The organism is Burkholderia latens, from assembly GCF_001718795.1.
Lineage (GTDB): Bacteria > Pseudomonadota > Gammaproteobacteria > Burkholderiales > Burkholderiaceae > Burkholderia > Burkholderia latens_A.
Genome location: NZ_CP013435.1, coordinates 360730 through 378858 on the forward strand (window position 1 = coordinate 360730; position 18129 = coordinate 378858).

The window sequence follows — 18129 nt, forward strand, 5'->3', positions numbered from 1 at the left end:
CGCCCTCATCCCATTTCCCCTAGACGGAGAACCCATGCGGAACACTACCCGCGAGCAGTACAACCGGTATCTGGCTCGCATCCAGGAACTGAACGGCATCAGCGATGCCACGAAGAAGTTTTCGGTCGCGCCGAGCGTGCAGCAAACGCTCGAAACCAAGATTCAGGAATCGAGCGCATTCCTCGGCCGGATCAACATCCACGGCGTCGAGGAAATGGAGGGCGAGAAGATCGGCCTCGGCGTATCCGGCCCGATCGCGAGCCGCACCGATACGACCAAGCGAGCGCGTGAAACGCGCGACGTCTCCGCACTCGACAGCCAGAAATATCGTTGCGAGAAGACGAACTACGACACGCACATCCGCTATCAGCAGCTCGACGCGTGGGCGAAGTTCCCGGACTTCCAGGCGCGTCTGCGCGATTCCATCATCGTGCGTCAGGCACTCGATCGCATCATGATCGGCTGGAACGGCGTGAAGGTTGCGGACGATACCGATCTCGCCACGAACCCGCTGCTGCAGGACGTGAACATCGGCTGGCTGCAGCAGTACCGCAACAATGCGAAGCAACGCGTTTTCTCGGGCGTGAAGATCGGCAAGGGCGAGGAATTCAAGAATCTCGACGCTGTCGTTTCGCTCGCGCGCAACGAGTTCCTCGACCCGTGGTACGCCGAAGACCCGAACCTCGTCGTGATCTGCGGCCGCGAGCTGCTCCAGGACAAGTATTTCCCGCTCATCAACCAGGCGCAGCCGTCGACCGAAACGCTCGCAACCGACATCGTCGTCTCGCAGAAGCGCGTCGGCAACCTGCCGGCGGTCAGCGTGCCGTACTTCCCGCCGCACGCGCTGATGGTCACGCGCCTGGACAACCTGTCGATCTACTGGCAAACCAGCGCGCGCCGGCGCTCGCTGAAGGAAGTGCCCGAGCGCGATCGCATCGAGAACTATGAAAGCTCGAACGATGCGTACGTGATCGAGCAGTACGGCGCCGGCTGCGTGGTCGAGGACATCCAGTTCGCCGACGCTGCCCCGGCCGCTCCGCAAGGTGGCGCATGACGAACCCGTTCCGCCAACACTTCCAGCGCACCGTCGCGGCTACGGCCGCACGCGGCACGCCAGCGAGTGTCGGCGGGCTGCGCGACGACTCGGCTTATACGCTGATGCTCGCGCAGCTCGACGAACACCGCCGCGCGCTGAAGGCTGTCGAGTCGCTCGAGCGCAAGGCCGATCTGAAGCGTCAGTTTCTGCCCGCATACGACGCGTGGGTCGCGGGTGTGCTTCAAGGCGCGGCCGGCGCGCAGGACGACGTGCTGATGACGATCATGGTCTGGCGCGTCGATGTCGGCGATTACCAGGGCGCGCTCGAGATCGGCGCGTACGCGCTGCGGCACGCTCTTCCGCTACCCGACCAGTACAAGCGCAGCACGCCGTGCCTGCTCGTCGAGGAATTCGCCGAGGCCGCGCTGCGCGCCCATCGCGCTGGCGATGCCATCCAGGTCGAACCACTCGTCGAGATCGAGCAGCTCACGGCAACCGCCGACATGCCCGACGAAGTACGCGCGAAGCTGCACAAGGCGATCGGCTACGGCCTCTCCGCTCCCGATCCTGCGCGTGCCCTCGACCACCTACGCCGCGCGTTGCAGCTCTTCGCGAACGTGGGTGTGAAGAAAGACATCGAGCGGCTCGAGCGCGAGCTGAAGAATTCCGCCACCGGGGGCCAGTCCGGCCCCGGTGGCTGACACCGAGCGTACCCCGCGCACCAGGCGGCACGGGGCCGTAGCCGGCACTGTCCGCGCGAAAGCCCCGTCCACCGCCTCTACCTATCAATCCGACGAACCCGACCATGTCCTTTGTCTCGACCCCGCCGCTGCCGCGTGCGCCGGCGGATGCGGAACCCGCAAAGCCGATCAAGAACGACCCGTTCTATCCGGATGTGTCGCTCGAGCACGCGCGCGACACGATGCGCCTCGACGGGTCGATCACCGACGCCCGTCTGCGGCACGAGCTGCTCGCCGCGATCGCCGAGGTAAACGACGAGCTGCGCAGCGCACGCGCGGCGTGGCGCGATTCCGGCATCACCTGCCTGGCCGACGCGCCAGCCGACCAGCTCGACGGCGAAAGCGTACGGCTGCAGCACTACCGGCGCGCGGTGTATTGCCTGGCGAAGGCGACGCTCATCGAGCGGTACCGCGACTACGACACGACAGGCGACGGCGCACGCCGCGCAGACGAGCTCGAGCCCCAGGGCGACGAGCTGCGCCGTGATGCCCGCTGGGCCATCAGCGACATCATCAGCCGCCCTCGCGTGACGGTGGAGCTGATCTGATGCACGTGCGGGCGCTCCAGGGGGAAACCATCGACGCCCTTTGCTGGCGCGTGCTCGGCCGCACGCGCGGCGTCGTCGAAGCGGTGCTCGACCTCAACCGGGACCTGGCGCAGTACGGCCCGATCCTGCCTCACGGGCTGCTCGTCGAGCTGCCCGACGAAGTACCGCAAGCGGCGCAATCCGGCGCCGAGCGGCTCCAGTTATGGGACTGAGAATGGCTGAACCTATTTCCACGTCGTCCGCGACGGTCGCGGCGCTCGGCGTCGCCACACTGTCGCTGTTTCCCGGCGTCGACGCCAACGTCGTCATGGGCGCGTTCGCCGGCTCGCTGCTGTTCGTGATGACGGCCGCCGATCCGTCGATCCCAAAGCGCATCGCGTTCTTCGTGATCTCGTTCGTCGCCGGGTGCCTCACGGCCGAGCTGTTCGCCGCCGCGCTCGACGCGGTGCTGCCGGCCCGCGTCGAGGTGCACGCCGGCATCGGCGCGCTGATCGCATCTGCGCTCGTCGTGAAACTGCTGCTGTGGTTGATCGCCCAGGCCGACGCGCCCGATCGGCTGCTGAACGTGTTCAAGGGGAGGGAAAAGTGATGCTCACGACCGTCTATGTGCTGCTGTGCGCGGCGCTCGCGCTGCGCCTCGTGACCTTCCGCCGTGGCACGAGCACGCACCGGCCGCTCGCGGCATGCCTGGCGTACACGATCGCGGTCGCCGCCGGTGCCGCGCCGATCCGCGCCACGTTTGGCATGCTGCCGCCGGCGAATCTCGCCGACACGGTGCTGGTCGGCGTCCTGTGCCTCGCCGTGTACGGCGTTCGCGGCAACATCGTCGAGCTGTTCCATCGTGGCAACCCGCGCGACTCCCTGATCGCGCGCGTGCTGCAATTCAAGGTGTGGGGGCGCCATGTATAAAACCCTGCGCCTCGGCGACCGCGGCGCCGATGTCAGCTACCTGCAGCGCCAGCTCATCGCAGCCGGCGCGCGCCTCGACACCGACGCAATCTACGGCAGCGCAACCCGTAACGCCGTGGTGGCGTTCCAGGCCACGCACGGGCTGGTCGCAGACGGCATCGCCGGCCCGAAGACCCGGTCGACGCTCTCGGCCGGCCGGCGCGATCCGCGCCACCTCACCGACGCCGACCTGCAGCGCGCGGCTGATCGGCTGCAGGTCGATATCGCGGCCGTGCGTGCCGTCAATGAGGTGGAATCGAAAGGCGCCGGGTTCCTGCCTGACGGCCGGCCCGTGATCCTGTACGAGCGGCACATCATGTATCGCCAGCTCGCGGCGGCCGGCCTGGACGCGGATGCGCTCGCGGCGAAGTATCCGGCCCTGGTCAACCCGAAGCGCGGCGGCTACGCCGGCGACGCGGCGGAATACGCGCGCCTGGCGAGCGCATCGCAAATTTCGGCCGCCTGCGCCCTCGAAGCGACGAGCTGGGGCGCGTTTCAAATCATGGGCTTCCACTGGAAGGCGCTCGGCTATCCGGACGTGTTCGCGTTCGTCGACGCGATGAAGGTCAGCGAGGCCGAGCAGCTCGAGGCATTCGTCCGCTTCGTCCTGGCCGACAAGGTAATGCTCGCCGCGCTGCGCGGTAAGAAGTGGGCAAAGTTCGCCGAGCTGTACAACGGCAAGGCTTACGCAGAGCACCTGTACGACGTGAAGCTCGAACGGGCCTTCGATCGCTACAGCCGGGCGGCCGCGTGACGACCGGCGCCCGTATCTTCGTCGCCGGCGCGATCGCGCTCGCCGTAGCTGCCGTCGTCATCGCGATCCAGCATGCGCGCCTGGTCGACGCCGGCCAGCGCGTCGACGATCTCGCGCGCGACGTGCGCGATCGGACGGCCGAGCGCGACGCGGCACGCCGCGACGTGAAGGTCGTCACGCAGTACGTCGACCGTGTCCAGGTCGTCCGCGAGAAGGGCGACACCATCATCAAGGAGGTTCCCGTCTATGTGGATCGCGAAGCGGATCGCGCCTGCGTTGTTCCTGTTGGGTTTGTGCGCGTGCACGACGGCGCCGCCGTCAACGTGCCGGTGGGCGATCCCGGAAGCGCTGATGCGGCCCCCTCGGGCATTGCACTCTCTGCCGTCGCCGAAACCGTCGCCGGCAACTACACCACCTGTCACGAAAACGCCGAGCAACTGATCGCGCTGCAGACCCGAGTACGCGACACGGAGGAATCGGCGCCATGAAGAAGCCCGATAGCCTGCGCGCGGCGCTCACTGCCGCCCTGCCCGAGTTCGCGCGCGCTCCCGACCGGCTGCACGTCTTCATCGAACACGGATCGATCGCCGTCACCGCTGCGAAGTCGCTGTCGTTCGAATACGCCTACACGCTCGACATCGTCGTGACGGACTACGCCGGCGATGCGGATCACCTGATGGTGCCGATCATCGCCTGGCTGAAGATCCACCAGCCCGAGCTGCTGCTCAACCGCGACCTCTGCCGCGACGGGTTCAAGTTCCAGGCCGAGCTGCTCGACAACGGCAAATCGGACGTCGAGATCCTGCTGAAGCTAACCGAGCGTGTCGGCGTGGTGGAGCGGCCAGACGGCTACGAGATTCGCCACTTCGGCGAGCCGCCGATCGCGGGGACCTGATGGCCGATCGACTGTCCCGCGCCGAAGACTGGGCGTCCGGCCTGCTCGGCCAGCTCACGGCCGCGCAGCGCGTGGTGCTGGCGAAAGGGCTGGCCGCCGAGCTGCGCCGACGCCATTCACGGCGCATCGCCGAAGCCCGCAACCCGGACGGCAGCCGGTACGCGCCGCGCAAGCCGCAGGCTCGGCGCAAGAAGGGCCGCATCCGGCGCGCGATGTTCGCGAAGCTGCGCACCGCGCGCTTCCTCAAAACCGCCGCGACCGCAGACGCGTCGGTGCTGCATTTCACGCGCCAGGTCGAACGCATCGCGCGCGTGCACCATGAAGGTCTGCGCGATCGCGTCGAGCGCAACGGCCCGGTCGTCCAGTATCCGGTGCGCGAGCTGCTTGGCCTGGCCGATGCCGACATCGATCGTATTGCCGACCACGTACTCGATTTCCTGTCGCGGTAGTGCGACGTGCTTTCGGCACTCACTATCGGCCACAAACTGCCCTTCAACGCCGCAGACTAGAATACGGACGGTTTCCGATGGAACACACGGGCGCCAGATAGTAGAAACGCAGCCGTATAATCAACTCACTACAACGCCTCGGGGATAGGTATGGCTATATTTGGCTACGACGATTCAACTGCATTCGGCCTGAAGCTGAACAGCGTGGTTTCCCCTGCTCAGCCAATACAATCTATAGAGCATCTGTTCGGGCGTTCGAACGAACTGGAGCGCATCCGGCAGGCACTTTTTGCCCCTGGTCGACACTCGTTCATTTACGGTGATCGAGGCGTTGGAAAGTCCTCTCTAGCAGCCACCGCCGCGAACCTGTATCAAAGCGCCGACGCTGCGTTTATCGACGTCTCAGGGGGACCGGACGCGACGCTACGGAGCATCGTCAGCAATATTGCTATCCAAGCTACGAAAACTAGCCGGCTTACAAAGAAAAAGACGACGACATCACTTGGAGCGGAGTGGCGATTCTTCAAAGTTGGCAAGACGGTCGAGACAAGCTCCGTCGACTTGCGATCTGAAATAGTGACGTTGGCAGATGCAGTTGAGTTGCTGCGGGAGGTAGCTGCCATCCACTCTGATCTTCCAGTGGTAGTACTCGATGAATTCGATCGTATCCAGTCGCCGGAAGAGCGAGCTTTGTTCGGCGATCTTCTGAAGCAACTTGGCGATAAGAAGGTTGCACTTAAGTTTATTTTCACCGGTGTTGGCGATTCGATTGAGGAGTTGCTCGGCGCACATCCGTCAGCCATTCGGCAACTGGACACGCTAGAACTTCCGAAACTGAGCTGGGACGCGAGATGGGACATTCCGCGAAAGGTTGCTGAAACATTCGGCCTAACGCTCGACCGTGAAATCTATATTCGAATCGCCGCCGTAAGCGATGGCTACCCATACTACGCTCATCTGATAACCGAGAAGATGATGTGGGACGTATTCAACGACTCACAGGTAATACATGCGATCGAGCAGCGACACTATCTCGGCGGGTTACATAGTGCGATTGCCGGCATTTCTGCAGAGCTGCAGCGTCCATACATGATGGCGCTCAACCAAAGAAGCGGGGATTATGAAGAAATCCTTTGGTCAACGGCTGATTCTGAATACCTTGATCGATATCTTGCCCAGATGTTCTCCTCGTACGAGCACATAATGCGGCAACGACCACAGGAAGAAGCCATTGACTACAAAAAATACGCGGCTCGTATTCGCAAGTTGAAAAGCCCGTCGTGCGGGGAAATTCTTGTTTCGCATCCGACGAAGCCCGGCCTGTACACCTACCGGGAAAAGATGCTCAGAGGTTATGTCCGTATGCAGGCCGAAGCGCATGGGATCGAACTGGCTGGCGAAAAGATCCCCCAATCGGAGAAGCCAACGATGCACGTTAGATCGAGCGCCGGACGCGGCTACTACGGCCCCTCCGTCCCTGCCGGCATTCACCTTGGAAGGCAACGACGTAAAGAGTCTGGCGACTAGCTTTATTTCGGTTAAGACATCGACAGTCAATTAGCTGCGTGCTTGATGCTCAAATGCCCGCCGCCTTTCGTTCGGACTTTCAACGATAGGCGGCGGCATCCAAGACCCGCCACTCAATCTCCCGCACGATAACGCGATCCACGACCGGGATTGCGTTGTTACTCGCCTCTGCACAACCCATTTCGAGTGACCCTCTCCCGCGCGCGCGGCATCCTTGCCGCATGGATGATTTTGCTGACCTGAACCGCCGCATCGAGAGCCTGCTTCGCGAAGCCGCCGTGATCGAAGTCGACCACGACGCGCGCCGCGTACGTGTGGAATCCGGCGGCCTGCAAACCGACTGGATTCGCTGGCTCGCGCAACGCACCGGGGACAGCATCGTTTGGGACCCACCGTCGATCGGCGAGCCGGGTCTGCTCCTCTGCCCGTCCGGCGAACCGACCACGGGCCTCTTTCTCCCCGGCGTGTATTGCGACGATCACGACGCGCCCAGCTCGAGCCCGACGCAACACGTGCGCGTGTACCGCGACGGCGCACGTGTCGACTACGACTTCGGCGCGCACGCGCTCACCGCCAGGCTTCCGGCCGGCGCCACCGTGCACGTCGTCGCGCCCGGCAGCGTCACGGTCGAAACGAATACCGCGACCGTCAAGGCACAATCCGTCACGCTCGACGCCGACGACACGACCGTTACGGGCTCGCTGCTCGTGAAGGGACCGCTCACGTTCGAATCGGGCGCGACCGGCAAGGGCGGGGGCGGCGCCGGCGGTGGCGGCCCTGTGATCGAGATTCAGGGCAGCGCGCACTTCACGGGCACCGTGACTGCTGACGTCGACGTGAAGTCGCGGGACGTCAGCCTGGTAGAGCATCCGCACCAGGCCCAGGGCGAATTCGCCAAGACTTCGACACCGATCCCAGGTGGCGCATGATCGGTATGGACGCACGCATCGGCCGCGCGATCGCCGGCCAGGCCCACATCGAGCAATCCGTCGCTGACATTCTGTTCACGCCGCTCGGCACGCGCGTGGAACGCCGTGAATACGGCTCGCTGCTGCCCGAGCTGATCGACGGCCCGGTCAATCCCCTGATGCGTATGCGCGTCATGGCGGCGTCCGTGATGGCGCTGGCCCGATGGGAGCCGCGCATCCAGGTCAACCAGATGGATTTCGGCAGCACCGGCATCGACGGCGGCGCCGTGCTCGAGCTGCAAGGCGAGCGCACGGACGGCCCGCGCGCGGGCACCGCGTTCTCCATGCGCCTGCCGGCGACGAACGGGCGAGGTGCTGCATGAGAACGACGCCGATAGACCTGTCGCAACTCCCGGCACCGGACATCGTCGACGAACTCGACTACGAAACGATCCTGGCCGAGAAGAAAGCCCGATTGGTCTCCCTGTACCCGAAGGAACAGCAGGACGAGATCGCGGCCACGCTCGAGCTCGAATCGGAGCCGATGGTGAAGCTGCTGCAGGAAGGCGCGTACGAAAAAATGCTGCTGCTCGCGCTCATGAACGAGAAGGCACGCGGCATCCTGCTCGCGTACGCGAAGCGCACCACGCTCGAGCACATCGGCGCCCTGTTCGACGTCGACCGTCTGCTGATCTCGCCGGGTGATCCCGATCAGGGAATCGATCCTGTCTACGAGGACGACGACAGCCTGCGCGAGCGCATCCAGCTCGCGCCGCGCGGCTTCTCGGTCGCAGGCCCTGACGACGCATACGTGTTCCATGCGCGCGCCGCTGACGGACGCGTAAAAGCGGCGACCGCCTACAGCCCGTCGCCGTGCGTGATGATCGTCACGATCCTGTCGCGTGAAGGCGACGGCACGGCGAGCCAGGAGCTGATCAACATCGTCGACAAGGCGCTCGAGAAGAAGCGGCCGCAGGCAGACGAGGTCATCGTGCAAAGCGCGAAGATCGTCCCGTACGCGATCCGCGCAACGCTGCGATTCTTCAACGGCCCGGATCGAGCGGTTGCACTTGCCGAAGCGCGGAAGAAGACGCAGCAATTCACTGACTCAATGCATCGGCCGGGTTCCGAGGTCACGTTGGACGGTCTGTACGCGTCGATGCGCGTCGCCGGCGTCCAAAAGGTGCTGCTCGACACGCCGGCCGAAGGCGTGCCGATCGCGATCGACCAGGCGCCGTACTGCACGGGGATAGAGCTGACGGACGGTGGGGTGGCCGATGAATAAGCCGGCCGTCTCCCTGCTGCCGCCGAACGCGACCGTGCTCGAGCGGCGCCTGGCCGAAGCCAACGCGGACGTGCTCGACATCCCGGTCGAAATCGACACGCTGATGGACCCCGATCGAATCCCGCTGCGCTTCCTGCCCTGGCTCGCCTGGCACATGGGCGTCGATACCTGGCGCGATGAATGGCCCGAACAGGTGAAGCGCGCGCGTGTGAAATCCGCGATCCGGATCGCTCGCAAAAAGGGCACGGCCGAGGCCGTGCGCGACGTGTGCGCGTCGTTCGGTGCGAACGTCGTGATGCGTGAGTGGTTCGAGAAAACGCCGCGCGGCGTGCCGGGCACGTTCGAGATCGTGATGACGGTCGGTACGCGTGACGGCGTGCCGGCCACCGCGCAGTACGTCAACGACATCCGCGCCGAGGTCGATCGCGCGAAGCGAGGCACCGCCCACTACACCTTCACGCAAGGCTTCGGCATGCATGGCCCGATCGGCGTCGCATGTGGCGTGCGCGCAGCCGTCTATCGCCGCCTCTCTCTCACGGACTAACGAACATGGCTGGAAACCTCATCTACATCACGGACGCCGGCCGCGCCGCACTGGTGGCACCCGGCAACACAGGGACCAACGCGCACCAGGTCACGCAGATTGGCCTCGCCACGGCGGCCTTCGTGTTCAAACCGGATATGACCGCGCTGCCGAGCGAGTTGAAGCGAATCACGACGTTCGGCGGCGATACCGTCGCCAACGACACAATCCACATCGTGATCCAGGACGACAGCGCGGACCAGTACAAGCTGTACGGGTTCGGGCTGTACCTGGACAACGGCGTGTTGTTCGGCGTCTACGTGCAGAACGATCTGATCCTGGAAAAAGCAGCGGCCTCGATGCTGTTGCTGGCCGCCGATACCGTGTTCACCTCGATCGACGTGACGAAGCTCGTTTTCGGGCCGACGACGTTCCTAAATCCGCCCGCGACGACCGAGCGCAAGGGCGTCGTCGAACTGGCGACGCAGACCGAGGTCGACGACGGTGCGGACAACACGCGCGCCGTGACGCCGAAGACTGTAGCGAGCCGATATGCCGCGCTCACGGGCGCGCGCTTCACCGGCGATATTGGCGCTCCAAACTACATCATCACCGGCCGGGGTGCCGTCAACCGATGGCGGATCGGCAAATCCGATACTGACGATTTCGCGCTCAACGCTTTCGACGACGACGGTGCAACGCAGCGGCGCGTCGTGGAAATCGCGCGCGCCTCCCAGGTCGTCAACTTCGCGAAGCGCCCGATGTGGGCCGGTGCGACGCCGTGGGACAGTGCGAACGTCACGCCACTTGACAAGAACACCGGCGGCCAGGTCAATGGAAACCTCACCCTGTATGGCGCAGGCGACTACGGGTCGCAGCTCGTCTTCAACTCGAACGGTTACACGCCGCGGATTCAGGTGCAGGCGTCGGCGGCGAAGTGGATGGTCACGAACGGCGCGAATACGGCCGCGAACCTGGCAGTCAACGATGCCGGCACGGTCACGGCACGCGGCGAACTGCAGGCCGGTGGCGGTACGTCGGTGCTCGCGGCCGACGGAAACCTGTATGGGAGCCAATGGGGCGGATGGCTGTCGAATTTCCTGCCAAACAACTACGTCAACCGAGCTGGCGCGTCGATGTGGGGCCGTCTGACGCTTGCGAGGGACGGATGGGATGCGGACCTTGGCTTACGTGCGGCCGATGGCGCATCGACGTATCTGCGCGCGCGGCGCGCTGGCGGCCTGGAACTCATCAACAACGCGTACAACGCCGTCACATGGTCGGTAGACGACTGGGGCACGATGTATATGCGCGGCCAAACTATTCTCCAAACGGACGGGAACCTGTGGTGCGCATATCGCGGCGCGTGGATGAGTTCCATCCTCGACGATCTGTACAACCGCGACAACACGAAGGCCAACGTCGGCGCACGCGTGCAGTGGGATTCCGGCGTGAACAATTTCGGCACGATCGATCGGCTCAACGGTGCACTACCCGCGCCGTGGGTCGTCTGCGGCCTGAGCGGTCCGGGCAACGGCACGGCCAACGCAATCACTGTCTACGGCGTAGTTTTGAGGAACCAATGACGAACACCAACACCATGCTCCACGTCGAGCAAGCGGCGTTCATTCTGGCGAGGAAATTTCCGAAGCTCGAGCGCTGCGTAGATTACTGGGTCTCGCACCCAGTTGACGAGAAAACACTGAAGCAAACGAAATCGGCATGGGTGCCGATCTGGTATCCGCGCAACATTCCGCAGCCGACGCCGGTAGACCTGTTGAACTGGTGGCCGGAATTCGCAGCGGAATACGAACTGATGATCGGCGCGCCAGAGCGCGTGCGCACCGAGCGCGACGCGCTGCTCGCCGAAGCCGATCGCTTGGTCGAACGTGCGGCGGACGCCGGCGACGCCGATCGCGAAGCCGCCCTTCGGCGCTATCGCGCTGCGCTGCGCGACGTGCCGCAGCAGGCCGGCTTTCCGCTCGACGTCGTCTGGCCGCAGTTGCCCGCGTAGTCGCGCGGACCCGCGTCGCCACAAACCGCAGTCCCGTTTCATTTTTCCAGGAATCGAATATGGCAATCAAGAAAGCACTCGTTCTCGAATCGACAGGCGCGCAGGCGTCCTATCACGTGGTCAGCAACGTCGCGATCGACGCGGCGTCGAAGTTCACGAGCGGGACGATCCAGAGCTACGTATCGGAAGCGACGTTCAAGGCGGGGAAACTGCCGCTGCAGGGCGGCGTCACGATTTTCGTGTCGGGCATGCCGGAAGCCGACGAGGGGGCGTTCGCGTATATCCAGCGGCGACTGGTGGAACCGAAGCCCGAAGGTAGCGCGCCAAATGCGGACGGGTCGATGATGTACGGCTCGACCGACCGCTACATGCTCGCCGGCGGCGAATACGTCGCGTAACGCGACATAGGAAGGAAAGGACGCGGCGACGTGCGCGATGCAGCAACATCGTGCACGCCCCGCACCAGCAGAGCACGCCTGCAGGATTGGCCAGGGCCGCGACACCTCTCGAGAGGCGCCGGCATCCTAGCACAGGCAGGAATCACACCATGCAGGACATCCGATGCGGAAGCTGTAACCGCAAACTCGGTGCCGGCGAATACGTCCGGCTCACCATCAAATGCCCGCGTTGCGGCGCAATGAATATCCTGAGGGCCACGAGCCCCTTACCCGCAGGCCACCGAGCCTCCGATACAAGGGATTCGCTCCATGCAACACACTCTCTCCGCTGATCTGATCAACCGCGTGCACCGGGCAGACGCACTGAGCGTCATGCGCGCGCTGCCCGATGGCTGCGTCGACCTGGTCTTCACCGATCCGCCCTACTCGTCCGGCGGCACGACGAGCGCTTCGCGCAGCCAGTCGCCGTCGAGCAAGTACATCGGCGGCGACGTGAAGACGGTCTATCCCGAATTCCAGCACGACAGCAAAGACCAGCGATCGTGGACGTTCTGGTGCATGACCTGGCTTGCGGAAGCCTATCGCGTCTGCCGCAACGAAGCGCACCTGGCCTGCTTCGTCGACTGGCGCCAGTTGCCGAGCCTCACTGATGCGATCCAGGCCGCCGGCTTCACCTGGCGCGGCGTCGCCGTATGGGACAAGACCAGCGGCCGCACGCGGCCGCGCATGGGTGGCTTCGCGCAGCAGACCGAATTCCTGGTCTGGGCGACCAAGGGCGCCGTGCGCCGCACCGACGTGTATCTGCCTGGCGTGTTCTCCGAGCGCCTCGCGCATCCGAAGCGCCATATGACCGAGAAGCCCGCGCAGCTCGCGCGCGACGTCGTGCGCCTGGCGCCGGCCGGCGGCGTCGTTCTGGACCCGTTCGCAGGGTCGGGCACGTTCCTCGCCGCAGCGAAGGAGGCCGGCTTGAACTGGATCGGTTGCGAGCTCGAGCCGAGCTATCACCAGGTCGCGACCGCGCGCCTGGCCGAGCTGGACGTCCCGCCCGTCGCCGCGTAGCGACACCCTGCAGCGGCTTCGGTTGTGCCCTGCCGCTGCACAACCTCCCGCGCGTGATCTCCGCGCGCGCGGAAGGCAATCTTTCGGAAGGCTCACTTCCGGGAGAAAAGCTTGCCTTCTGATTACCACCACGGCGTACGCGTCATTGAAATCAATGACGGTACGCGCCCCATCCGCACGGTCAGCACGGCCGTGATCGGCATGGTCTGTACCGGCGATGACGCCGATGCCACCACCTTTCCCGAGAACCGTCCCTTCCTCATCACGGACGTGCGCTCCGCAATCGGCCGCGCCGGCACGAAGGGCACGCTCGCGCGTTCGCTCGACGCGATCGCTGCGCAGACCTCGCCGCTGATCGTCGGCGTGCGCGTGCCGACCGGCAAGGACGCGGACGAAACGACCAGCAACGTGATCGGCACGACGACCGCGGACGGCCAGTACACCGGCATGAAGGCGCTGCTCGCTGCGAACACCCGGCTCGGCGTCAAACCGCGCGTGCTCGGTTGCCCAGGTCTGGACACCCTGCCTGTCGCGACCGAGCTGGCGACGGTCGCTCAAAGGCTGCGCGGCTTTGCATACGTCAACGCGTTCGGCGCGAAGACGAAAGAAGAGGCCGTCGCCTACCGCGCGAATTTCGGTCAGCGCGAGCTGATGACGATCTGGCCGGACTTCGTGAACTGGAACATCACGACCAACGCCGAGGACATCACCTGGGCCACGGCGCGCGCGCTCGGCATGCGCGCGAAGATCGACGAAGAAACCGGCTGGCACAAGACGATCTCCAACGTCGTCGTGAACGGTGTCACAGGTATCAGCCGCGACGTGTTCTGGGACCTGCAGGACCCGAACACCGACGCCGGCTACCTGAACAGCCACGACGTCACCACGCTCGTGAACGCGAATGGTTACCGTCTGTGGGGATCGCGGACCTGTTCCGAGGACAAGCTGTGGGCGTTCGAGAACTACGTGCGCAGCGCACAGGTGATCGCCGACACGATGGCCGAGGCGCACCTGTGGGCGGTCGACCAGCCGATGAGCCGCACGCTGATGCACGACATCGTCGACGGCGTAAACGCGAAGTTCCGCGCGTGGAAAACGGCCGGCTACTTGATCGACGGCCAGTGCTGGTTCGATCCGGCGGCCAACGAGAAGGATTCTCTCAAAGCCGGCCATGGCTTCATCGACTACGACTTCTGCCCGGTTCCGCCACTCGAAGACCTGACGTTCCGGCAGCGCATCACGGATCGCTACCTGGTCAAGTTCGCGGAAAGCATCGCTGTCTGACGACCCGCCACTCACCATAGGAAAACACAATGGCTCTGCCATCCAAACTGAAGAATTTCAACGTGTTCGAGGACGGCGTTTCGTTCGTCGGCGAGGTGCCCGAGATCCAGTTGCCGAAGCTCACGCGCAAGATGGAGGCGTATCGCGGCGGCGGCATGAATGCCGAGGTCGACATCGACCTCGGCATGGAGAAGCTCGAGCTGGGCCTCACGATGGGCGGCTTCATGAAGGAGATGTTCAAGACGTGGGGCACGTCGAAGATCGACGGTGTCTCCGTACGCTTCGCCGGTTCCTATCAACGTGACGACACCGAAGAAACCGATGCGGTCGAGGTGTACGTGCGCGGTCGCTACAAGGAAATCGACCCCGGCAAGGCCAAGGCCGGCGACAACGCCGACCAGACCGGAACGATGTCGCTGTCGTATTACCGCCTCGTCGTCAACGGCGAAAACCTGATCGAGATCGACATCCCGAACTTCGTCGAGATCGTCGGCGGCGTCGATCGCCTCGCCCAGCAGCGCCGCGCACTCGGCCTGTAACCCCTATCCACTTCACCTTCTAAGGATTGACCATGTCCCTGAAACGAACCGACGCGCTGCGTCTCGACACCCCGATCGTGCGCGGCGAGCAGAAAATCGAAGCCGTCACACTGGCCATGTCGGGCAGCGGCGCGCTGCGCGGCGTCACGCTCACCGACGTTCTGCAGCTCGACGTGATCGCACTGTCGAAGGTGCTGCCGCGCGTCAGCAGCCCGACGCTGACCGACCAGGACGTGCTGCGCATGGACCCGGCCGACCTGGTCAAGCTCGGCACGGAGCTTGCCGGTTTTTTGGTACCGAACTCCGTGAAGCAGGACGCCTCCCTCGATCCGTCGACGACGTGATGGCCGACATCGCCCTCGTTTTCCACTGGACGCCTGACGTGATGAACGCCATGTCGCTGGATGAACTGATGACCTGGCGCGAGCACGCGCGCGTCCGCTACGAACGGGGCGATGAATGAGTGATCGTTCCCTGCGCCTTGAGGTCGTCCTCAAGGCGCTCGACCAGGCGAGCCGGCCGATCCGCGAGATCGCCACCAAGAACCGTACGCTCGTGAAGGAGTTGCGGGACTCCCGCGCGCGCCTCAAGGAATTCAACGATACGCAGCGGCGCATCGGCGAGTTCCGCGAGATGCGCACCGGGCTCGCCAACACCGCGACGAAGCTCGCCGACGCGCAGAAGAGGGTCAAGGAACTCGCGACGTCGTTGCGTGCGTACGGGCCGCCGTCTCAACAGATGGTTGCTGAGCTGGCGAAGGCGCGGCAAGCCTCGTCGAAGCTCGGCGCCGCGTTCAAGAAGCAATCCGCCAGCGTCGACGAGCTGCGCACGCGGCTGAACCGCGCCGGCGTCGACACGGGCAAGCTCTCCCAGCACGAGCGCACGCTGCGCACCGACATCGCCGCAACAACCGGCGCGATCGACGCCCAATCGCGCCGGCTCGACGCGCTGAACACGCGTCAGAAGCGCATCGCGGACGCGCGCGCAAAAATGGGCGCCATGCGCGGTGCAGCGGCAGAAATGGCGGTCGGCGGATATGCCGCGCGTGCGACCGGCTCGCACATCCTCAACGATCTGCGCGAACCGCTCGCCGAGGCGAAGAAGGTGCAGAACGAGCGCGGCCGCATTCAGGCGCTCGGCCTGGGCGACCACTCGACGCAGGACGCTGAGCGCTACGTGCGCTCGATGAAATCGATCGGCGTGTCGACGTCCGAGAACATGACGCTGATGCGTGACGCGATGTCCATTTTCGCGGACGAGCATCATGCACAGATGGTCATGCCGACGCTCGCGAAGATGAAGTTCGCGAACGAGGCGATGTTCGGTGCCGGTCAGGGGCATGAGAACGAAGAAAAGTTCATGAACATGCTGAAAGTGATCGAGCTGCGCGGCGGCACGAAAAGCGAAACGAAGTTCAAGAGCGAAGCGAACATGGTCCAGCAGGTGCTGTCCGCGACGGGCGGCCGCGTCGGCGGCGACGAGTGGCGCAACTTTATCCAGACCGGCAAGGTCGCCGCGAAGCAGATGCGCCAGGACGCGTTCTATTACCAGATGGAGCCGCTGATTCAGGAAATGGGCGGGCATGCCGCCGGCACTGGCGTGCAGGCCGCGTACAGCAACCTGATGCAGGGCAAAACGACCGTGCGTGCCGCGAAGCGCCTGGTCGAGCTGGGGCTCGTCAACAAGAAGGACGTCGAGTACAACACGATCGGCAATGTGAAGCGCATCAAGCCCGGCGCGTTGATTCAGGGCGATCTCTTCAACGCGTCGCCGTTCGAGTGGATGGAGAAGGTGCTGCTGCCGAAGCTGAAGGCCAAGGGCATCACGTCGGACGCGAAGATCCTGGAGGAATTCTCCACGATCATGACGAACGGCAACGGCGCGAACCTGTTCGCGACGATGTTCATGCAGCGCGAGCAGATCCACAAGAACGAAAAGCTGAACGGTGGCGCGTACGGCATTGATAAGCTGCACGAGCTGGGCCAGAAGCAAACCGAAGGGAAGGAGCTGATCGCGCTCGAGAAGGTGCGCAATCTGCGCACCGCCATCGGGGAGCAGGTGCTGCCCGTGTACAACCGAGCGCTCGAGTTGACCACGAGCGTGCTCGAGCGGCTGCTCGGCTTCGCGAAGCAATACCCGAATTTCACGCGTGCGGTCGCGATCGGCGCGGCCGGCCTCGGTGTGCTGCTCGCCGTGCTCGGCACGTTGACGATCGCGCTCGCGGGCGTTCTTGGTCCGCTCGCGATCGTGCGCTTCAGCATGTCGGTTCTCGGCATCCAGGGCGGCCTCCTCGTGCGTGCGCTCGCAGCCGTCGCACAAACCCTGCTGTTGGTTGGTCGCGTCGCGTTGTTGAATCCGGTCGGCCTTGTGATCGCTGCGATTGCGATGGCCGCCTTCCTCATCGTCAAGTATTGGGAGCCGATCAAGGCGTTTTTCGCGGGTTTCTGGCAAGGGCTCACCGAGGGCCTGAAGCCGCTCGCCCCGCTCGTGAGCCGAGCGTTCGCGATTCTCGGCACCGCGTTCGAGCCGCTCAAACCCCTGTTCGATTGGCTGACGGGTGCGCTGAAGGGGGTGTGGGACTGGCTGACACGGCTGCTCGCTCCCGTCGACGCCAGCAAGAAGAGCCTCGACGCCGCAGCCGGCGCCGGCCGAGCCTTCGGTACGTGGCTGACCGACATCATTGTCGGCCTGGCTCAGGCATCCGCGCGCTTCGCCGAGTTCGGCTCGAATCTCATGTCCGGGCTCGTCAACGGGATCACGAACGGTCTCGGCGCCGTGAAGACCGCGATCCAGTCCGCCGGCGACAGTGTGGTCGGCTGGTTCAAGGAACGGCTCGGTATCCATTCGCCGAGCCGCGTGTTCGCCACGCTCGGCGGCTTCACGATGGCCGGTCTCGACCAAGGTCTGCGCGAGGGTCAGGACGGCCCGCTGTCGACCGTGCTTGAAGTCGGCAAGCGGATCGTCGCCGCCGGCGCCGGCATCGGCATCACCGGCGCGGCGATCGCCGGCGGCGCACCGCTCACCGTCGACAACCGGCCGCCGCTTACGGTCGCGTCAGCCGCCGCACGCGCGCCGGTCGCGCCGGCGCCGATCACGATCAACTTGTACGCGGCGCCAGGAATGGATGTGCAGGCGCTCGCGCAAGAGGTTCGCCAGGTGTTGCGCCAAGAACAGGCCGCGCAGGCTGCACGCGAGCGCTCGCGTCTGCGTGATCGGGATTGA

The 18129-nt window shown here is 64.6% G+C and carries 25 protein-coding genes; all 25 read left to right on the plus strand.

All coding sequences use genetic code 11. The features are described 5' to 3' along the window. The first annotated feature begins 34 nt into the window (after positions 1-34). Entirely contained in the window at positions 35-1054 is a 1020-nt protein-coding gene (locus tag WK25_RS01740) for a phage major capsid protein, P2 family (protein WP_059459483.1), read from the plus strand. Next, positions 1051-1737 carry a terminase endonuclease subunit gene (locus WK25_RS01745; RefSeq protein WP_069240876.1) on the plus strand — a complete coding sequence of 229 codons (687 nt, stop codon included), beginning with the start codon at positions 1051-1053 and terminating at the stop codon, positions 1735-1737. The genes WK25_RS01740 and WK25_RS01745 overlap by 4 nt, the downstream gene beginning before the upstream one ends. Before the next feature lie 104 nt (positions 1738-1841). Further along, positions 1842-2324 carry a head completion/stabilization protein gene (locus WK25_RS01750; protein WP_069240877.1) on the plus strand — a complete coding sequence of 161 codons (483 nt, stop codon included), beginning with the start codon at positions 1842-1844 and terminating at the stop codon, positions 2322-2324. Beyond that, positions 2324-2536: a tail protein X gene (locus WK25_RS01755; protein WP_069240878.1), complete on the plus strand. Its 213-nt coding sequence runs from the start codon at positions 2324-2326 to the stop codon at positions 2534-2536. Before WK25_RS01750 ends, WK25_RS01755 begins: the two co-directional genes overlap by 1 nt. A gap of 2 nt (positions 2537-2538) precedes the next feature. Next, on the plus strand, positions 2539-2913 hold the full coding sequence (locus tag WK25_RS01760) for a putative holin (protein WP_012327676.1): 375 nt from the start codon (positions 2539-2541) through the stop codon (positions 2911-2913). After that, positions 2913-3233, plus strand: a complete 321-nt coding sequence (locus WK25_RS01765) for a phage holin family protein (protein ID WP_069240879.1) — start codon at positions 2913-2915, stop codon at positions 3231-3233. Before WK25_RS01760 ends, WK25_RS01765 begins: the two co-directional genes overlap by 1 nt. Continuing rightward, the gene (locus tag WK25_RS01770; protein WP_069240880.1) at positions 3226-4026 is read left to right on the plus strand and encodes an N-acetylmuramidase domain-containing protein; all 801 of its coding nucleotides are present in this window, start codon (positions 3226-3228) and stop codon (positions 4024-4026) included. The genes WK25_RS01765 and WK25_RS01770 overlap by 8 nt, the downstream gene beginning before the upstream one ends. Beyond that, on the plus strand, positions 4023-4514 hold the full coding sequence (locus WK25_RS01775; protein WP_069240881.1) for a hypothetical protein: 492 nt from the start codon (positions 4023-4025) through the stop codon (positions 4512-4514). The genes WK25_RS01770 and WK25_RS01775 overlap by 4 nt, the downstream gene beginning before the upstream one ends. Then, entirely contained in the window at positions 4511-4921 is a 411-nt protein-coding gene (locus WK25_RS01780; RefSeq protein WP_069240882.1) for a phage tail protein, read from the plus strand. The genes WK25_RS01775 and WK25_RS01780 overlap by 4 nt, the downstream gene beginning before the upstream one ends. Continuing rightward, entirely contained in the window at positions 4921-5370 is a 450-nt protein-coding gene (locus WK25_RS01785; RefSeq protein WP_069240883.1) for a phage virion morphogenesis protein, read from the plus strand. Before WK25_RS01780 ends, WK25_RS01785 begins: the two co-directional genes overlap by 1 nt. Positions 5371-5520: 150 nt before the next feature. Further along, positions 5521-6897, plus strand: a complete 1377-nt coding sequence (locus tag WK25_RS01790) for an ATP-binding protein (RefSeq protein WP_069240884.1) — start codon at positions 5521-5523, stop codon at positions 6895-6897. A 221-nt stretch (positions 6898-7118) separates the two neighbouring features. Beyond that, the gene (locus tag WK25_RS01795) at positions 7119-7826 is read left to right on the plus strand and encodes a phage baseplate assembly protein V (protein ID WP_069240885.1); all 708 of its coding nucleotides are present in this window, start codon (positions 7119-7121) and stop codon (positions 7824-7826) included. Then, positions 7823-8188, plus strand: coding sequence for a GPW/gp25 family protein (locus tag WK25_RS01800; protein ID WP_069240886.1), 366 nt, complete (start codon positions 7823-7825; stop codon positions 8186-8188). Before WK25_RS01795 ends, WK25_RS01800 begins: the two co-directional genes overlap by 4 nt. Next, entirely contained in the window at positions 8185-9090 is a 906-nt protein-coding gene (locus tag WK25_RS01805) for a baseplate J/gp47 family protein (RefSeq protein WP_069240887.1), read from the plus strand. The genes WK25_RS01800 and WK25_RS01805 overlap by 4 nt, the downstream gene beginning before the upstream one ends. Beyond that, positions 9083-9634: a phage tail protein I gene (locus WK25_RS01810; protein ID WP_069240888.1), complete on the plus strand. Its 552-nt coding sequence runs from the start codon at positions 9083-9085 to the stop codon at positions 9632-9634. The genes WK25_RS01805 and WK25_RS01810 overlap by 8 nt, the downstream gene beginning before the upstream one ends. A 5-nt stretch (positions 9635-9639) precedes the next feature. Beyond that, positions 9640-11199, plus strand: coding sequence for a phage tail protein (locus tag WK25_RS32315; RefSeq protein ID WP_069240889.1), 1560 nt, complete (start codon positions 9640-9642; stop codon positions 11197-11199). Beyond that, complete coding sequence (locus WK25_RS01820; protein ID WP_069240890.1) at positions 11196-11627, plus strand: tail fiber assembly protein; 432 nt, start codon at positions 11196-11198, stop codon at positions 11625-11627. Before WK25_RS32315 ends, WK25_RS01820 begins: the two co-directional genes overlap by 4 nt. A gap of 59 nt (positions 11628-11686) precedes the next feature. After that, a complete protein-coding gene (locus tag WK25_RS01825) occupies positions 11687-12025 on the plus strand; it encodes a hypothetical protein (RefSeq protein WP_014724672.1) in 339 nt (112 codons plus the stop codon). A gap of 149 nt (positions 12026-12174) precedes the next feature. Beyond that, complete coding sequence (locus WK25_RS29765) at positions 12175-12357, plus strand: Com family DNA-binding transcriptional regulator (RefSeq protein WP_081052976.1); 183 nt, start codon at positions 12175-12177, stop codon at positions 12355-12357. After that, positions 12335-13084, plus strand: coding sequence for a DNA-methyltransferase (locus WK25_RS01830; RefSeq protein ID WP_069240891.1), 750 nt, complete (start codon positions 12335-12337; stop codon positions 13082-13084). Before WK25_RS29765 ends, WK25_RS01830 begins: the two co-directional genes overlap by 23 nt. 111 nt (positions 13085-13195) lie before the next feature. Further along, positions 13196-14368, plus strand: a complete 1173-nt coding sequence (locus WK25_RS01835) for a phage tail sheath protein (protein ID WP_069240892.1) — start codon at positions 13196-13198, stop codon at positions 14366-14368. Positions 14369-14397: 29 nt separating this feature from the next. Then, a complete protein-coding gene (locus WK25_RS01840; RefSeq protein WP_014724668.1) occupies positions 14398-14907 on the plus strand; it encodes a phage major tail tube protein in 510 nt (169 codons plus the stop codon). A 32-nt stretch (positions 14908-14939) separates the two neighbouring features. Continuing rightward, positions 14940-15251, plus strand: a complete 312-nt coding sequence (locus tag WK25_RS01845) for a phage tail assembly protein (RefSeq protein ID WP_059606529.1) — start codon at positions 14940-14942, stop codon at positions 15249-15251. Continuing rightward, a complete protein-coding gene (locus WK25_RS29770) occupies positions 15251-15370 on the plus strand; it encodes a GpE family phage tail protein (RefSeq protein ID WP_014724666.1) in 120 nt (39 codons plus the stop codon). The genes WK25_RS01845 and WK25_RS29770 overlap by 1 nt, the downstream gene beginning before the upstream one ends. After that, entirely contained in the window at positions 15367-18129 is a 2763-nt protein-coding gene (locus WK25_RS01850) for a phage tail tape measure protein (protein ID WP_069240893.1), read from the plus strand. Before WK25_RS29770 ends, WK25_RS01850 begins: the two co-directional genes overlap by 4 nt.

What these genes read in the sequence shown, in the direction of transcription:
- WK25_RS01740 (WP_059459483.1), top strand. Translation starts at nt 35, where the DNA reads ATGCGGAACACTACCCGCGAGCAGTACAACCGGTATCTGGCTCGCATC.
- WK25_RS01745 (WP_069240876.1), top strand. Translation starts at nt 1,051, where the DNA reads ATGACGAACCCGTTCCGCCAACACTTCCAGCGCACCGTCGCGGCTACG.
- WK25_RS01750 (WP_069240877.1), top strand. Translation starts at nt 1,842, where the DNA reads ATGTCCTTTGTCTCGACCCCGCCGCTGCCGCGTGCGCCGGCGGATGCG.
- WK25_RS01755 (WP_069240878.1), top strand. Translation starts at nt 2,324, where the DNA reads ATGCACGTGCGGGCGCTCCAGGGGGAAACCATCGACGCCCTTTGCTGG.
- WK25_RS01760 (WP_012327676.1), top strand. Translation starts at nt 2,539, where the DNA reads ATGGCTGAACCTATTTCCACGTCGTCCGCGACGGTCGCGGCGCTCGGC.
- WK25_RS01765 (WP_069240879.1), top strand. Translation starts at nt 2,913, where the DNA reads ATGCTCACGACCGTCTATGTGCTGCTGTGCGCGGCGCTCGCGCTGCGC.
- WK25_RS01770 (WP_069240880.1), top strand. Translation starts at nt 3,226, where the DNA reads ATGTATAAAACCCTGCGCCTCGGCGACCGCGGCGCCGATGTCAGCTAC.
- WK25_RS01780 (WP_069240882.1), top strand. Translation starts at nt 4,511, where the DNA reads ATGAAGAAGCCCGATAGCCTGCGCGCGGCGCTCACTGCCGCCCTGCCC.
- WK25_RS01785 (WP_069240883.1), top strand. Translation starts at nt 4,921, where the DNA reads ATGGCCGATCGACTGTCCCGCGCCGAAGACTGGGCGTCCGGCCTGCTC.
- WK25_RS01790 (WP_069240884.1), top strand. Translation starts at nt 5,521, where the DNA reads ATGGCTATATTTGGCTACGACGATTCAACTGCATTCGGCCTGAAGCTG.
- WK25_RS01795 (WP_069240885.1), top strand. Translation starts at nt 7,119, where the DNA reads ATGGATGATTTTGCTGACCTGAACCGCCGCATCGAGAGCCTGCTTCGC.
- WK25_RS01800 (WP_069240886.1), top strand. Translation starts at nt 7,823, where the DNA reads ATGATCGGTATGGACGCACGCATCGGCCGCGCGATCGCCGGCCAGGCC.
- WK25_RS01805 (WP_069240887.1), top strand. Translation starts at nt 8,185, where the DNA reads ATGAGAACGACGCCGATAGACCTGTCGCAACTCCCGGCACCGGACATC.
- WK25_RS01810 (WP_069240888.1), top strand. Translation starts at nt 9,083, where the DNA reads ATGAATAAGCCGGCCGTCTCCCTGCTGCCGCCGAACGCGACCGTGCTC.
- WK25_RS32315 (WP_069240889.1), top strand. Translation starts at nt 9,640, where the DNA reads ATGGCTGGAAACCTCATCTACATCACGGACGCCGGCCGCGCCGCACTG.
- WK25_RS01820 (WP_069240890.1), top strand. Translation starts at nt 11,196, where the DNA reads ATGACGAACACCAACACCATGCTCCACGTCGAGCAAGCGGCGTTCATT.
- WK25_RS01825 (WP_014724672.1), top strand. Translation starts at nt 11,687, where the DNA reads ATGGCAATCAAGAAAGCACTCGTTCTCGAATCGACAGGCGCGCAGGCG.
- WK25_RS29765 (WP_081052976.1), top strand. Translation starts at nt 12,175, where the DNA reads ATGCAGGACATCCGATGCGGAAGCTGTAACCGCAAACTCGGTGCCGGC.
- WK25_RS01830 (WP_069240891.1), top strand. Translation starts at nt 12,335, where the DNA reads ATGCAACACACTCTCTCCGCTGATCTGATCAACCGCGTGCACCGGGCA.
- WK25_RS01840 (WP_014724668.1), top strand. Translation starts at nt 14,398, where the DNA reads ATGGCTCTGCCATCCAAACTGAAGAATTTCAACGTGTTCGAGGACGGC.
- WK25_RS01845 (WP_059606529.1), top strand. Translation starts at nt 14,940, where the DNA reads ATGTCCCTGAAACGAACCGACGCGCTGCGTCTCGACACCCCGATCGTG.
- WK25_RS29770 (WP_014724666.1), top strand. Translation starts at nt 15,251, where the DNA reads ATGGCCGACATCGCCCTCGTTTTCCACTGGACGCCTGACGTGATGAAC.
- WK25_RS01850 (WP_069240893.1), top strand. Translation starts at nt 15,367, where the DNA reads ATGAGTGATCGTTCCCTGCGCCTTGAGGTCGTCCTCAAGGCGCTCGAC.